Below are 15,744 nucleotides of genomic sequence, written 5' to 3' on the forward strand. Positions count from 1 at the left end.
CAACGGCGTATCACCGCCAGTCCGCGAAGGCGGTCAGGGTTCGTTCGCCGCCCGGGTCGCCGTCGGTCGCGGGGACCAGCACCACCTCGTCGAGACCTGCTGCGGTGTAGGCCTTCAGCTTCTCCCGCACGAGTGCGGCGTCGCCAACCAAGCCGACCTGGTCCTCGGCGAACAGCGCACGCACCGCCGCCGCGCTCTCGGCCATCGCGCTCACGGGCCTGCTGCGCGAACGCCCGTGCACCCCTTCGACCATTCGCACGCTCGAGGTGCCCAGTGCCACCCCGACCGGTCTGCCGACCAGCGCCGCCGTCGACGCGGCCGCGCGTGCGATCGAGGCGGGGTCGCGCACCGAAACGGGAATCGGTCCCACAGTCAGCGCGGCCCGGGTGGTTCGCAGGCCGATCGCCGTGGCAAGGGCGAACGCGTCCCAGATCCACCCTTCCCCGACCCAGATGTCGCGATACCCGAGCCGGTCGGCCGCGATGCCGGTCGCCACGTCCTGCTCGGGCGAGACATTGGGGCGCGAAGCGACGACGACGCTCAGTTCCATACCTGTCCTCTCCGGGGTGGCGGGCCGAATGTCGCGGTCAACGCCTCCGATCGCGCGTGGATTCCTCGGCGGATGTCGGACGCGGAGTGGCTATCGAATTAGCCATGCGATAGCGATTTCACTGCTCAGAGAAACAAGTCTGAGCAGTGCGGCCTCCTGTGCTCGCCTTCCACGACCGATCCGCTGTTGCCGCCCGTGCGCTGGTCTGCGGGCGATACCCTGGATCGGGGAGGTTTCGCGGAAAGGAGTCACCGTGGGGCAACTACCGCAAGGCCGCATCGCGCACATTCGCGCGATCGCCCGAGGCTGATTTCGGACCACCGATGCACGAGCCGCTCGACGTGGTCGACTCCGCCGAACGAACCCGCACGGCACTGGCCACGGCCGTCGCGTTGTTCTCCGAGGCTTGGGAGTCCGGTTCACCACCCGACCTGGCGACGTACCTACCGAGCGAACCCGCCGCGCGGCGCATGGTGCTGATCGAACTGATCAAGATCGATCTCGAATACCGGTTCCTGCGCCATCGCATCCCGAAACGACTGACCGAATACCGCGCGGAGTTCCCCGAGCTGCGCGACGGACCGATGCCCGACGAGCTCGTCTACGAGGAATTCCACGCCCTGCGCCGCAGCGCGCTCGCGGCCGGTGCGACTCCACGCACGGTCGCCGCCGACACGGCGATCACCCCCGAGACCGCCCAGGCGAGCGACTACCACAGCACGATGGTCGCCCGCCCGAACGCGCAAGTGCGGCTCGACGCCTTCGACGTCGGCGACCACGTCGACGACTTCGACCTGCTGATGCGGATCGGCGCGGGCGCGTTCGCCCAGGTTTACCTGGCGCGGCAGCAATCGATGCAGCGCCTGGTCGCGGTCAAGATCTCGCACAACCACGGCAGCGAGCCGCAGACCCTGGCCCAGTTGGACCACGAGTACATCGTGCGGATCTTCGACCAGCGACTCATCGCCGACGGCGAGCTGAAGCTGCTCTACATGCAGTATCTCCCCGGCGGAACGCTGCTCGACGTGCTGCGCTTGCGGCGCTCGACGCCCGAGGGACAGCACAGCGGGCAACTCCTGCTCGACGCGGTCGACACCGTGCTCGCCGAGAAGGGCGAGGTGCGGCCCGCCGAATCGGCGATCCGAGAACGGACCGCCGCGCTGACCTGGCCGGAGACGGTCGCCTGGCTGGGCCGCCGACTCGCGGACGCACTGCAGCACGCGTCCGAACGCGGGGTGTTGCACCGCGACATCAAACCGGCGAACGTGCTGCTCAGCGCGGAGGGAATTCCGAAGCTGGCCGATTTCAACGTCAGCTTCAGCAAGCGCGTGAAGGGCACGAGTCCGCTGGCGTACTTCGGCGGATCGCTGTCGTACATGTCGCCCGAACAGCTCGCGGCCTGTCATCCCGAGCTGCCCGCGACCGCCGCCGACCTGGACACGCGCAGCGACATCTTCGCGCTGGCCGTCATGCTGTGGGAACTGCTGACCGGGCGGCGTCCCTTCGAGGACGAGTCCTTCGCGGGCGAGTCGGAGACGTCGCTGGCCCGCATGCTCGAACTGCGCCGCCGACCCGTCGACTCGAAGTTCCTGTCCGATCTACCGCCGGACTGCCCGCCCGCCCTGTGCCGGGTTCTGCTGAAGTGCCTGTCGCCCGACCCCGCGGACCGCTACTCGAACGGTTCGGAATTGGCGCAGCAGCTCGATCTGTGCCTCGAGGCTCGGGCCCGCGACCTCGTCTATCCGCCGCCGAACAGCTGGCGGGCGCGTCTTTCGCGGTGGCCGACCCCGATCCTCTGGTTGTCGTCGCTGTTCGGCATCGGCCTTGCGACGGCCTACCTGGCTGTACACGCCCAGAAACTGATCAGGGAGCGCGTGCCCGACGCCGTCAACGCGCAGATGGACCGGGGCGTGATCGCTTGCGTCCTCGGTGTCTTGCCGTTGGCCGTCGCCATCTACGTCTACATCTCGCGCGAGATGCTCGCGGTCCTGCGCGGCTTGCGCGAGGGCAGGCGCTACGACGAGGCCACGCTCGCGCGAGTACGGTCGCGAACGCTGCTGTGGGGCGACCTGTGCGCGCTGAACACCCTGCTCGGCGCGCTGATCGCCACGGTGACGGGCGTGCTGATGGTGCGCTGGATGACCGACCTGCCGTTGCGGTTGCAGATCCATGCCGCGATGACGGTGCTGGTGGCGGGCACCATCTCCGTCGCCTACACGTTCTTTCTCTCCACTTTCTACATCGTCCGCTGCGTCTATCCGCTCCACCTGCGCCACGGCCGGAGCACCGCGCGCGACTCCGCCGGTCTGCACTCGCTGCGCCGCAGGACCACGGTCTACCTCGCGATAACGGCGTCGGTCCCGGTGCTCGGCGTCCTGGCCGGATTCAGCGCCCTCGAATCCGACGAGCTCTACCTCGTCCGCGACTCGGTCCTCGGCTTGTGCGCGGGCGGCGGCCTCGCGTTCGTCGCCGCCTATTGGCTCTACCGAAAACTGGACGCCGACCTCCGCGCGCTGGACCGGGTGATCTGACGGGGCCCGTACGTCCGGATGTTCGTGCGGCTCAGTGCAATATGTATCGGCTGGTGGGGACGACGTCGATGTCGCGGTCGGCGCCGAAGGTGGCCACGCTGGCCATCATGCGTTGGATGCGCCGGTTCAGTTCGGCGGGGTCGCCGCCGCTGCCGTAGAAGGCGTGCGGGTCGCGCAGGGCGGCCGGGGGGAACAGTTCCTCGACGACCGCGGCGATGTCCGGCGCTGTGTCGGTGACCGGCTCGAGGACGCGGTTCTGCACGTAACCGAAGGTGGCCTGGGTGGTGATGGCGACCTCGGTGTGGTGGGTGCGCCACCGGTCGAGCCATTCGTCGTACGGCAGGTCCGGCGGCCTGCGCAGGAACGCGACGTTGGCCAGGGCGGGGGTGCGCTCGCCGATCGCGACCGGTGGCGGCGTGAGCGGCGTCCTGACCTCGACTCGCCAGCCCTCGTGGCGCCCGGAAACGTGGCCGAGTGCGTCGAGCACGGCGCCGAGGTCGCAGCCGGACGGGGACGAGAGGGCGAGCACGGCTTCGATTGGTGTGTCGAAGGTCGTCAACCGCAGCATCGCGTCGGCCACGTCGGCGTCGGAGACGTTCAGCCGCACGCTTTCGGCGCCCGCCGCGACCAGCCGCTGGGCCAGTCGCGAGTCGTGCAGGTCGCCGACTCCCCAGAGCGCGAAGATCAGCTCCTCCGCCACACCGCCTCCTAGAACAGGTTCTAATACGGCGAGTCTAACCAGCGAACCGGCTGTGCGGAGGGGTCAGCGGCGCCGAAGGGTGATTCGGGCGTTGTCCGCCGGGCTGAGCCCGGTGTGGTACCGGCGCGGCGGTTCGACGGGTCCGGGGACGACGTCGATGCGGCGCTGTTCGAGGACGGTGCGGAACAGGATGCGGGCCTCGACCAAAGCGAACTGGGCGCCGAGGCAGCGGTGCGCACCCGCGCCGAAGGTCAGCCAGGTGTGGCTGTTCGGTCGCTCGTCGAGGAAGCGTTCAGGGCGGAAGACCATCGGATCCGGGTAGTGCCGCGGTGATTCGTGGATGAGCAGGATCGGGACGATGACGATGGCCCCCTTCGGAATTCGGACTCCGTTGACCACGGTGTCGCGGATCGCGCGCCGCCCGGTGAACGGGGACACCGGGCGCAGCCGCATCGTCTCGGCGACCACGGCGTCCAGGTAGGCGTCGAGCCGGGCGCTGTCGCCCGCGTCGGCGGCGGCATCCAGTTCGGCCATGGCCTCCGGGTGGGCCGCCAGCATGGCGGCGATCCAGCCGAGCGTGATCGCGGTGGTCTCGTACGCGCCCAACAGGACCCCGCGCATGTTGCGGGCGAGCGCCGCGTCGTCGTGCTGATCGAGGTCGGTGTCCACGTACCGGGACAGCACGTCTTTCCGCTGGCCTTCGCCCGGCGCGGCGCGGCGCGCGGCGATTTCCTCGAGGATGACGGCGTCGACCTCGGCCTGGCGGCGGGTGAGCGGCGGATAGGGCAGCGTGAGCCCGCCGACCAGCGGCGTGAGCAGCGTGACGGCGAGGAAACCGCGACTCTCGATCTCACCGAACCACGCGCTGATCGCCTGCTTCAGCCGTCCCCGCCGCGGCTCCGCCACATCACCGAAGACGACGCCGAGCAGCACGCCGATCGCCAAATCGTAACCGGCCTTCAGGAATTCGAACGGTTCACCGACCGGCCAGGTGGGCAGTTCGCGCTGCACCACCTCCACCATGAGCTCCTCGTAGGAACGCAGCGCCTTGCTCTGGAAGGGCGGAGCGAACAGCTTGCGCTCGCGACGGTGCTCCTCGCCGTCGAGGAAGATCAACGTCTGCTTGCCGAACATCACGTCGTGGCTGGAGAACCGGCTCAGCACCTGGCCGATCGAGAAGTCGTCGTGATTGGCGAAAAGCGCCCGCACGTCGTCCATCTCGTGGGTGACCAGCATGGTCGGAAAGCCCGGCGGCGACACGACGAATCGTTCCCCGAGTCCCAGCAGGGGCGAACGATGGGTGCCGGGGCGCATCAGTCCACCGATCTGCCCGAGGTGGCGGTTGCGGAGCCGGGGGAGTTCGCGCAGTGATATCGGGGCTTGTGACACGTGGCAATCCTCACCGCTGTCTCGACGACTCGCAAGCACGAAATGGCTGCGGCAGCAGCGTACTTCGTACGACGGCTGCCCCTATTTTTCGGGGCGCGGGACGGTTGCTCGCGTCCCGGCGAGAGGCGCGGTGGCGGCTATATTGTGGAGCGCTGTCAGTCACAACGCACGGCCTGCCACTCCTCGTGCCGCGGGGGAACCAGACCGGCTGAATCTCGGTTACCGGCAAGAGGAAGTAGTTCGTGCTCAAGTCTTTCGTCGACACACTGTTCGCTCAGGTCGAGAACCGACCCGCCGAGTTGGTGTATCGATTCTTGGCCAGTGGTGACGTCGACGGCGTCGTCCGCGAAATGTCTTACGCGGACCTGGGCGTTCGCGCCAGGGCGATCGCTGCGGCCTTGCAAGACGCGACGCCGGAACGGGCACTGTTGCTGTACCCGGCGGGACCCGAGTTCGCCGAGGCGTTCTTCGGTTGTCTGGCCGCGGGCGTGGTCGCCGTCCCGGCGCCACTGCCAGAATGGGAGAACCGGTCGCTGCGCAGGCTGCGGCGGATGGTGGCGCACGCGGAAGTCGGTGTGGTGCTGGCTCCGAGCCGGGTCGTCGCGGAGTCCGCCGCCCTGTGCGCCGAGATCCCGGAGCTGGCGGGTGTGCGCTGGCTGGCGACCGACGAGATGCCCGGCGATCTCGCCTCGTCGTGGCAGGAGCCGGATCTCGGACCGGATTCGGTCGCGTTCATCCAGTACACCTCCGGTTCGACGAGCGCGCCGCGCGGCGTGCTGCTCACGCACGGGAATCTGCTGCACAACCAGGACGCCATCGCCGCGGGCCTCGGTCACGACCGCGCGCTGGTCGAGTCGTGGGACGGCGCGCTGTTCGCCAGTTGGCTGCCGATGTACCACGACATGGGACTCATCGCGCCGCTGCTGCACACGGTCTACCTCGGCGCGCATTCGGTGCTGATGTCGCCGCTGCATTTCCTGCAGCGGCCCGAGCGCTGGCTGCAAGCGATCTCGACCTATCGCGCCCACACCAGCGGCGGCCCCAATTTCGCGTACGAGCTCTGTACCCGCCGTATCGCGCCGGAGCAGATCGATCGGTTTGATCTGAGCCACTGGCGGGTGGCGTTCAACGGCTCCGAACCGGTGCGGGCCGCGACGGTACGGCGGTTCACCGAGACCTTCGGCCGGGCCGGGTTTCGCGCCGAATCCCACCACCCGGTCTACGGTTTGGCCGAAGCGACCCTGATCGTGACCGCACCACCCGTCGCGGCGCCGCCGACCTTTCTGGACGTGCCGGGACGAAACGCTGTCGGAAACCGCGCTCGCGGCGCGGAGTTGGTCGGTGTCGGCGGTGCGGCCGAAGGAATGTCGATCGCGGTCGTCGATCCCGAGACCGGCGTCGAACGCGGCGACGGGGACGAAGGTGAGATCTGGGTCGCCGGAAACAGCGTGGCCGCAGGCTATTTCCGAGACGAGCGGGCTACCGCCGAGATCTTCGGTGCGGCATTGCCCGACGACGATCGCCGTTTCCTCCGTACCGGTGACCTCGGATTCGTCGCCGACGGGGAGCTTTTCGTCACCGGCAGGCGCAAGGATCTGTTGATCGTCGACGGACGCAATCACTATCCACAGGACATCGAGCAGACCGTCGAGGCCGCGCACGACGGGATCCGGCCCGGATGTGTCGCGGCGTTCTCCGTGGACCTCGGGGCGGACGGCGAGCAGCCGGTCGTGGTGGCCGAGGTGCGCGGCGAGGAGCCCGTCGAGCTGGCCGAGATCGAGGGCGCGGTGCGCGCCGCGGTGGCGACCGACCACGGCCTCACGCTCGCGGCGGTGCTGCTGATCCGGCCCGGCGCCATCTTCAAGACCAGCAGCGGGAAGATCCAGCGTTCGGCCTGCCGGGCGGCGTATCTGTCCGGCGAGCTGCTCGCCCTGTCGGCGGGGCCGGTTCGCTCGCCCGAAGACGAGCTGGACGACTACGAAACCGACTCGGAGAGCGCCGAATCCGCGGAGCGGACCGGCGCGGAGCCGTCCGCCGCCGCGATCCGATCCTGGCTGGTGACGGCGATCGCACGGCAGGCGGCGCTGGATCCGGAACGCATCGACGTGCACCGGCCGATGGTCGAATTCGGTTTGGGCTCCGCGGATCTGGTCGAGATGGTGATCGACCTGTCGGATTTCGTCGGCCGTTTCCTCGACACCAATCTGCTGTTCGACCATCCCACGATCGACGGGGTGGCCACCGCGCTGGCCCCGACCGAAGCCGACGAGCCGGCGGCGTCCGGTGCCGAGGTTCTGGACTCGGCTCAGGACGGCGAGGCCGACGACGACGCGATCGCCATCCTGTCGATGTCCTGCCGATTCCCCGGTGCGGTGGATTCACCCGAGGCGCTGTGGCGCCTCCTGGACAGCAACCGCGACGCCCTGACCGAGGTGCCCGCGGGCCGCTGGGATATCGAGGGCCTGTACGACCCCGATACCTCCGCGACCGGCAAGGCGTACACCTTCCGCGGCGGCTACGTCGACGGCATCGACCGTTTCGACGCCGCGTTCTTCGGCATCGGCCCGCGCGAGGCCGCGGTGATGGACCCGCAGCAGCGAATGATGTTGCAGCTCAGCTGGGAAGCGATCGAACGGTCGGGTCGCGATCCGCGCGCCCTGCACGGCAGCGCGACCGGTGTCTATCTCGGCGTCTACAGCACCGGCTATCTGGCCGATCCCGCGCCGGAGCAGCTGAACGGCCAGGTCGGCACCGGGTTGTCGCCGAGCGTCGCGTCCGGCCGGGTCGCCTACACGCTCGGATTGCACGGTCCGGCAGTCACTGTGGACACGGCGTGCTCCTCGTCGATCGTCGCGGTGCATCTGGCGACGCAGGCGCTGCGCGCGGGGGAGTGCGACCTCGCCTTGGCGGGCGGCGCGACGCTGCTGATGTCGCCGACCGCCCATATCGAGCTGTGCCGGTTGGGCGTGCTGTCGCCGACGGGCCGGTGCGCGCCGTTCTCGGCCGACGCCGACGGGACCGTGTGGGCCGAGGGCGCCGGTCTGCTGCTGCTGAAGCGGCTCGGGGACGCGCGCCGCGATGGCGACAAGGTCCTCGCCGTCATTCGTGGTTCGGCCGTCAACCAGGACGGCCGCAGTCAGGGACTGAGTGCGCCGAACGGAGCGGCCCAGGAGCAGGTGCTGCGGTCGGCGCTGCGTGTCTCGGGTCTGGCGCCGCACGATATCGACTACGTCGAGGCGCACGGCACCGGCACGGCGCTCGGCGATCCGATCGAGGCACGCGCGCTGGGCCGGGTGTTCGGGCCCGACCGTGATCCGCGCCGGCCGCTCGGCATCGGATCGTTGAAATCCAACGTGGGCCACACCCAGGCCGCGGCGGGCGTGGGCAGCATCGTCAAGCTGGTGCTCGCGCTGCAACACGAGCGAATCCCCGCCACCCTCGGCACGAGTGAGCCGTCACCGCAGATCGACTGGGAGCGAAGCGGTTTGGTCGTGCGCTCCGAGCCGATGCCGTGGCCGAAGGGCGATCGGCCGCGCCGCGCGGGTGTGAGCGCCTTCGGTCTCAGCGGCACGAACGCGCACCTTGTCCTCGAGGAGGCCCCGGCCGAACCGACGGTGGCGCCGGACCCGACGGTCGAGGACCCGAGCGTGGCGCTGCTGCCGATCTCGGCCCGCAGCCGGGAATCGCTGCACGGTCAGGCTCGACGGCTGCTGGACTTGGTGGTCGCCGATCCGCGATTGCGGCCCGGCCCGGTCTCGCGCGCGCTGGCATTGCAGCGCACCCAGTTCGAGCGTCGCGCGGTCGTGGTAGCGAGCGATCGAGACGAGATGATCGGCGCCCTGCGCGATCTGGTGGACGGACGGTCCTCGGCGAACGCCGTCGTCGGCGCCGGCCCGGTGCTCACCAACGCCAAGACCGCCTTCGTCTTCCCGGGGCAGGGCATGCAGTGGGTCGGCATGGCCCGCGACATGCTCGCCTCCTCGGCCGAGTTCCGGGCCGAATTCGCGCAGTGCGACAAGGCTTTCGGCGCGCACATCGAATGGTCGCTGGTGGACAGGCTGGCGACCATGACCGACGCCGATCTCGCCGACTTCCCGGTCGTGCAGCCGCTGCTTTTCGCGACCATGGCCGCGCTCGCGGCCACCTGGCGGGCGGCGGGCGTCACCCCGGACGCGGTCATCGGCCACAGTCAGGGCGAGATCGCCGCCGCCTACTGCGCCGGTGTCATCGAATTGGGTGACGCCGCACGGATCGTCCTCACGCGTAGCCGCCTGATGCGGGGCATCACCGAACCCGGGTCGATGGCGATGATCGGCCTGCCCGAGGCCGAGGTGAGCCAGCGGCTGGCGAAGTTCGAGGACCGGGTGTCGATCGCGGCGGTCAATGTGCGCCGCTCGACGATCGTGGCGGGCGAGCAGGCCGCGGTGGCGGAACTGCTCGCCGAGATGGAGCGAGCGGGAATCTACACGCGGCTCGGCGCTACCGGTCCGGGCTTCGCCGGGCACTGCCGGTTGATCGAATCCATCCGCGATCCGCTGCTGGCCGAATTGGCGGACGTGGCGCCGGATTCGCCGGTGACACAGTGGTATTCGACCGTCTCGGGCGAGCCGATGACCGACGAACCGATCGGGCCCGACTACTGGTACCGGAACGCACGCGAGACCGTGCGATTCGCCGCCACGATCGAACGCATGATCGCCGACGGGTTCCGGTACTTCGTCGAACTCGGCGTGCACCCGTCGCTGACCGCGGCCGTCAAGACGGTGTCGGAGGAACTCGCGCGCGAGGTCGTGGCCGTCGGATCGCTGGTCAGGGACCAGGACGGACCGACCTGCTTGGCCAGGGCGCAGGCCGAACTGTACGTCTCGGGGCACGAACTCGACTGGACCAGGCTGGTTCCCGAATACGGCCGGGTGGATCTGCCCACCTACGCCTTCGACGAGCGGCGGTTCTGGACCGACTCCGCGAGCCGGAACACCGCCTCCCTCGGACTGACGGACGTCGCGCACCCCATCCTGGGCACCGCTGTGCCGCAGCCGGATTCGGGCGGCGTGACACTGACCGGCCGACTGTCGCGCGGGCAACAGCCGTGGTTGACCGATCACGCGGGACCGAACGCGGTGCTGTTGCCCGGTGCGGCGCTGGTCGACCTGGCGATTCGGGCCGGTGACGAGGTGGACGCTCCGGTGCTGCGCGAGCTCGTGCTGCGCGCTCCGCTGCTCGTCCCCGAGCGCGGATCCGCGCAGATCCAGACGGTGGTCGGCGGCCCCGACGCTGAGGACCGCCGGACGGTGCGCGTCTACGCTCGCGACGAACACGATCCGGATGCCCAGTGGACACTGCACGCCGAGGGTGTACTGGCCGAGGAGCCCGAACCGGCTCCCCCGCAATCGGATTCGACGGCGTGGCCGCCCGCCGGAGTGGTGCGCGTCGACGTCGACGACCTGTACGCGAAGCTGTTCGCGCGCGGGCACCACTACGGTCCGCTGTTCCGGGCGATGCGGGCGGCATGGCGACGTGAGGACGAGATCTTCGCCGAGGTCGAGCTCCCCGAAGCCGCTCACGGTGACGCCGCGCGGTTCGGTATCCACCCGGCCTTGCTGGACGCCGCGTTGCACGCCACCGCGCTGTTCGCCGCCGACGGTGGGAACGCCCTGCTGCCCTTCGTGTGGACGGATGTCGCGCTGTGGGCCTCCGGCGCGACCGCGTTGCGCGTCCGGCTCACCAGGTCGGGCTCGGATGCCGTCACCATGTCCGCGACCGATCGGACCGGGCAGCCGGTGGTGTCCGTGGGTTCGGTCCTGTCGCGCCCGGTAGCCGCCGCGCAGTGGGACGCCGCCTCGCTCGCGCCCGCGTACCGTCGGCTGTTCCGGATGGAGTGGTCGCGGATATCGCTGTCCGTGCCGAACCGGACGATCACAGTGAGCGAGTGGAATCTCGGTGAGCCGGAGGTCGCCGACGCGATCGTTCTGCCGGTGCCCGAGGGTGATTCGCCGAGTGAGGTACACGACACGGCCCAGCGGACGCTCGCCGCGCTACAAAAGCTGTTGGCGGACAACCGCTTCGAGCAAGCCACGCTAGTGGTGCGTACCCGTGGGGCGGTGGCGCTTCCCGGTGTGGACAGCCCGAATCCGGCGGGCGCGGTCGTGTGGGGACTGGTCCGTTCGGCACAGTCGGAGAATCCGGGCCGGATCATGCTGCTCGATACGGGCGACTCCGAAGTGGATTTCGCCGCGCTCCTGGCCGCGGGCGAACAACAGCTCGCGGTGCGCGACGGCGTGGCGTTCGTGCCGCGGCTGGTTCGGCTGCCGGAGACGGCAGGGCGCGCGCCGGAGGGCCGGGTGCCGCTGGGGGACGGAACGGTGTTGATCACCGGGGCCCCTGGTCGGCTGGGTTCGGCGCTGGCTCGTCATCTGGCCGACGCCTACGACGCCCGAGACCTGGTGCTGGTCAGCCGTCGCGGTATCGACGGACCCGGCGGCGCGGAGTTGCGCGACGACCTGGAAAGCCGTGGCGTGCGTGTGCGTTTCGCGCGTTGCGACATCACCGACCGATCCGCTCTGGCGCGATTGCTCGACGGTATGCCGCTCGCCGGTGTGGTCCACGCGGCGACGGTGCTCGAAGACAGCACACTTGGCGCGTTGACGCCCGACCGGCTCGCCGCCGCGCTGCGCCCGAAAGTCGATGCGGCACATCACCTGCACGAGCTGACGGCGGACCGGAACCTGTCGATGTTCGTGCTGTTCTCCGCGGCGGGCGGCCTGTTCGGCACACCGGGCCAAGCCAACTACGCGGCGGCCAACGCCTACCTCGATGCCCTGGCGCTGCATCGCCGGTCGCTCGGTCTGCCCGCGCAGTCGCTGGCCTGGGGCGCGTGGGAAGTCGACATGCACGACCACATGGCGCAGGCCGACATCCGGCGTATCACGCGAGCGGGCATCCGCGCGTTCTCGGTGTCCGAGGGCATGGCCTGTTTCGACGCCGCGCTGCGGCTCGGCGATCCGATGCTGGTTCCCCTGCTGCTCGACACCGACGTGCTGCGCCGCGCGTCGGCCGTCCCGCCGCTGCTGCGCGGGCTCGTGCGCCGCGCGCCCCGGCGGGCCGCAGCCGACCGCGCACCCGTCCACGCGGCGGCGGGATCACGCTTCGCCGAACAACTTCGGGCGCTGCCGCGCGCGGAGGCGACCACCCTGGCGACGGCCGCGGTCACCGAGTGGACCGGGGAGGTGCTCGGCCACAGCGCCGCCGAAACGGTCGCGCCCGAGCAGACGTTCCAAAGCCTGGGCCTCGACTCCTTGATGGCGGTGGAACTGCGCAACAAGGTGCGCGAGCACACCGGAATCGCCGTGCCACTCGGCACCATTCTCGCCGAGCGGAGCCTCGCCGACCTCGCCGACTATCTCGTCGAAGAAATGCTGAGCCAAGCCGATTCCGCCGGAACGGACGCGACCGCCGAGGTGCCCGAGGTCGAAGTGCTACCGGTGACCAGGGACATGATGCGGTTGCTGCGGACCGAGCAACTCGGTATCCCGAGTGCCGCGCAGACCGGCGGCGTCGCCGTGCGGCTTGCTACGCCGGTCACCCGGCAGGGGCTGGAGGAAGCGCTGGCGCGGCTGGCGCGCCGACATGCCGCGCTGCGCACCACCATCCGGCCCAGCGCCGAGCACGGGCGCCAGCTCGAGGTTCATCGCGAGCCAGGGGAGCTGGCGGCGTGGCGCGATCTCGATCGACTCGACGACGCCGTACTGGAGCGGTGTTTTCGAGAGCTGATGGCGCGGCCGTTCGACCTGGAGACGGGTCCGCTGTGGCGCTTCGAACTGCTGAACGCTGAAAATAGCGACCAGACAGTGCTTTTCGGCGCGCATCACAGCATGAGCGATGTGCAGTCGATGCTGCTGGTCGCCGGTGAGCTCGCCGCGGAACTATCCGGCGTCGACCTCGGCGGCGCCGTGACGAACCGCGACATGCACCAGCTGCTGGCCGCACAGTCGAGCGGACGCGCCGACGCGGACCCCGCGATCGCTCGGTGGCGCGACGCGTTCTCCGGATCTCGCAGGCTCGAACTGACTTTCGCGCATCCGCGTTCGGCCCGGCGCAGCTACGGCGCGGAGTCGGTCGCGCTCGACATGCCCGCCGGACTGCACGACCGGGTCGCGGACCGGGCCCGAGACCTCGGCATCACCCCGGCCGCGGTCTTCCTCGGCGCGCTGACCATTCTGCTGGCACGTCGGCAGCAGGTGGATCGATTCGCGTTGGCGGTGCCGGTGGACACTCGCATGCACGCCGACGCGACCGATGCCGTCGGATATTTCGGTGTGCCCGTGCCCTTCCCGGCCTCCGCACCAGCGGGTGACCTCGTCACCGATGTGCTGCGGCGCACCGGCGAGCGGCTGCGGAACCTGCTCGCGCCCGGCGCGGGCTTCGCCGAAGTGCTCGCCGCGCTGGCCGCCGAGGGGCTGCACCGCGACAACGCGCCGATGATCGAGGTGTACTTCAACTACCTGCGCGCCAACTCGGCTGTCGCCCCCGCCGCGATCGTTCCGGTGAGCACGGGATACTCCGATCTCGATCTCATGGTCGCGGTGCTGCCCGACACCGGCCAGGTGTGGTTCACCTACAACAGCGACATCATCGACGCGCGGACCTGCGCCGAATTCGGCACGGACTATCTGGCGACGGTCGCGGCGGTCGTCACCGACCCCGGTGCGGCGGCTCGGCCGGAAATCGCTGAACAGCAGTCTGTTTCCGGCGTCCGCGCGGCGCTGGGCGCGACCTTCGCGCTCGGCAGGTTGCCCGAGCTGGTTCCCGCGGCCTCCGATGCCACGGCGATCACCGTCGTGGAGGCGCCGTATCACCATGTGCTGTCCTGCCTGCGGGACCCCTCCGGCGTTTTCGCGCAGCCGTCGACGGACTTGGGCATCGTGCTGCTACGCGCGGCCGACCTGGAACGTTTCGGCGAGATCTCCGACGACCTGCTGGCCGAACTGGCCGCCGAATACCCGGCGGCAGTCCTCGAGGTAGTCGAACGCACGCGTCGGCCGATCATCGTCGGCATCCTGCCTTCCGCCGGTTCGGCGGAGCGGTTGCTCGAATGGGAGCGGTCGGTCGCCGAACGCCTGCGCGATCGTCCCGGTGTCGCGGTGCTGGAAGCGGGCGAGTGGACGCGCCGCCACCCGGTGGACAACCCCTTCGACGGCCGGACCGAGATCCTGGCACACCTGCCGTTCACGCCCGAATTCCAGGCGGCGGTCGCGCTCACCCTGGTCGCCACCGCGACCGCCGTGACGGAGCCCGTGCCGAAGGTCATAGCCGTGGACGGTGACGACACCCTGTGGAGCGGTACGGCTGGCGAGATAGGCTCCGACGCAGTCGTTTTCGATGAACCGCGCCAAGCGCTGGCGCAGCGGTTGCTGCAATGGCGCGCCGCGGGAACACTGCTGGCGCTGGTGTCCAACAACGACGAGGACGTCGTCCGCGCGATCCTGGACCGGCCCGACAGCCCGCTGCGCCGCGAGCATTTCGCCGCCGTGTCCGCGGGCTGGGACGGCAAGCCAGAGCGGCTGGAGCGGATCGCACGCACACTGCGGCTCGGGCTCGACAGCTTCTGCTACCTCGACGACAACCCGGTCGAGGTGGCGCGGATGCGCGCGTCGCTGCCCGAGGTGCTGTCGGTGACGTGCCCGCCCGCCGCGGAACTGGAGTCGTTCCTGTCGCGACTGTGGCCGATGGTTCCGGTCGCGGCGACGGCCGAGGATCGGGCACGGGCCGACTTCTATCGGCAAGAGTACGAACGCGACAGCGCCCGCGCCGCAACGGAATTCGCGGAATTCCTCGCGGGGTTGAACCTCGAGGTCGATATCGAGCCGCTGAGCGACGCCACCCTGGCGCGTGCTCGGCAACTCGTCCTGCGGACCAATCAGTTCACCCTCGCCGAGGTGACCACCGACGATCTCGACACATGGCGCGCCGAGGGCGAGGTGTGGACGGCGTCGGCGCGTGACCGCTTCGGCGACTACGGCCTGATCTCGGTACTCGCACTGCGGGCGGACACGGACGAGCTGCGGATTCGCGGCTGGCAGCTCAGCTGCCGCGCCCTCGGTCGCGGCGTCGAGGAGCGGCTGCTGGCTTGGGTGGCGGATCGGGCCGACGCCCTCGGCCGCTCGACGGTACGGATGTCCGTCGAGCACACCGCCCGGAACGAACCCGCTCGGCGGTTGGCCGCACGGCTGGTCGGAGGATCCGCCGACCAGCGGCTGGATGTGTCGGTGACTTTCCAGCGCCTGCGGGCGTTCCGGTCCTGGGAGACCGAGGCACAAGGAGAGGACGTGGCCCGGTGACCGATTCCGACGAGCCGACGACGGTCCGCAATCCGGCTGTCGATCGTCGCGTGCGCGGCGAAGCACTCGAACGGGGCGCTGGCGGGCTCGATGTCGCCGCTTTGCTCGCGCGTACCGGTGCTGCATCTGTTGCCGAAACATCGAGCGCCGCTGCATCTTCGATAGTCCGAAGGTCAGGCAGCAGTCGCACCACCGAAGCTCTCGGCCACTCGGTCGGAGGGATCGGTGACGTACCGA

The 15,744-nt window shown here is 69.8% G+C and carries 5 protein-coding genes; 2 read left to right on the forward strand and 3 right to left on the reverse strand.

The features are described 5' to 3' along the window. Nucleotides 1-10 precede the first annotated feature (10 nt). The gene (locus tag T333_RS19855; protein ID WP_357255296.1) at nt 11-550 is read right to left on the reverse strand and encodes an LLM class flavin-dependent oxidoreductase; all 540 of its coding nucleotides are present in this window, start codon (nt 548-550) and stop codon (nt 11-13) included. Between the two features lie 323 nt (nt 551-873). Here T333_RS19855 and T333_RS19860 point away from each other — a divergent pair, with 323 nt between their 5' ends. After that, a complete protein-coding gene (locus tag T333_RS19860; protein WP_355003208.1) occupies nt 874-3,081 on the forward strand; it encodes a serine/threonine-protein kinase in 2,208 nt (735 codons plus the stop codon). A gap of 31 nt (nt 3,082-3,112) precedes the next feature. Here T333_RS19860 and T333_RS19865 read toward each other — a convergent pair whose 3' ends face one another. Both T333_RS19865 and T333_RS19870 read right to left on the reverse strand, forming a co-directional pair. Further along, nucleotides 3,113-3,781, reverse strand: coding sequence for a hypothetical protein (locus T333_RS19865; protein WP_496425410.1), 669 nt, complete (start codon nt 3,779-3,781; stop codon nt 3,113-3,115). Between the two features lie 63 nt (nt 3,782-3,844). Then, nucleotides 3,845-5,170 carry a cytochrome P450 gene (locus T333_RS19870; protein WP_496425411.1) on the reverse strand — a complete coding sequence of 442 codons (1,326 nt, stop codon included), beginning with the start codon at nt 5,168-5,170 and terminating at the stop codon, nt 3,845-3,847. Between the two features lie 242 nt (nt 5,171-5,412). Between T333_RS19870 and T333_RS19875 the strand changes: the two genes are divergently transcribed. Then, entirely contained in the window at nt 5,413-15,507 is a 10,095-nt protein-coding gene (locus tag T333_RS19875; RefSeq protein ID WP_496425412.1) for an HAD-IIIC family phosphatase, read from the forward strand. Nucleotides 15,508-15,744: the final 237 nt, after the last annotated feature.

It is taken from the genome of Nocardia sp. CNS-044, from assembly GCF_059570515.1.

Coding starts and splice junctions, on each gene's coding strand:
- T333_RS19855 (WP_357255296.1), bottom strand. CDS start 550: ATGGAACTGAGCGTCGTCGTCGCTTCGCGCCCCAATGTCTCGCCCGAG.
- T333_RS19860 (WP_355003208.1), top strand. CDS start 874: ATGCACGAGCCGCTCGACGTGGTCGACTCCGCCGAACGAACCCGCACG.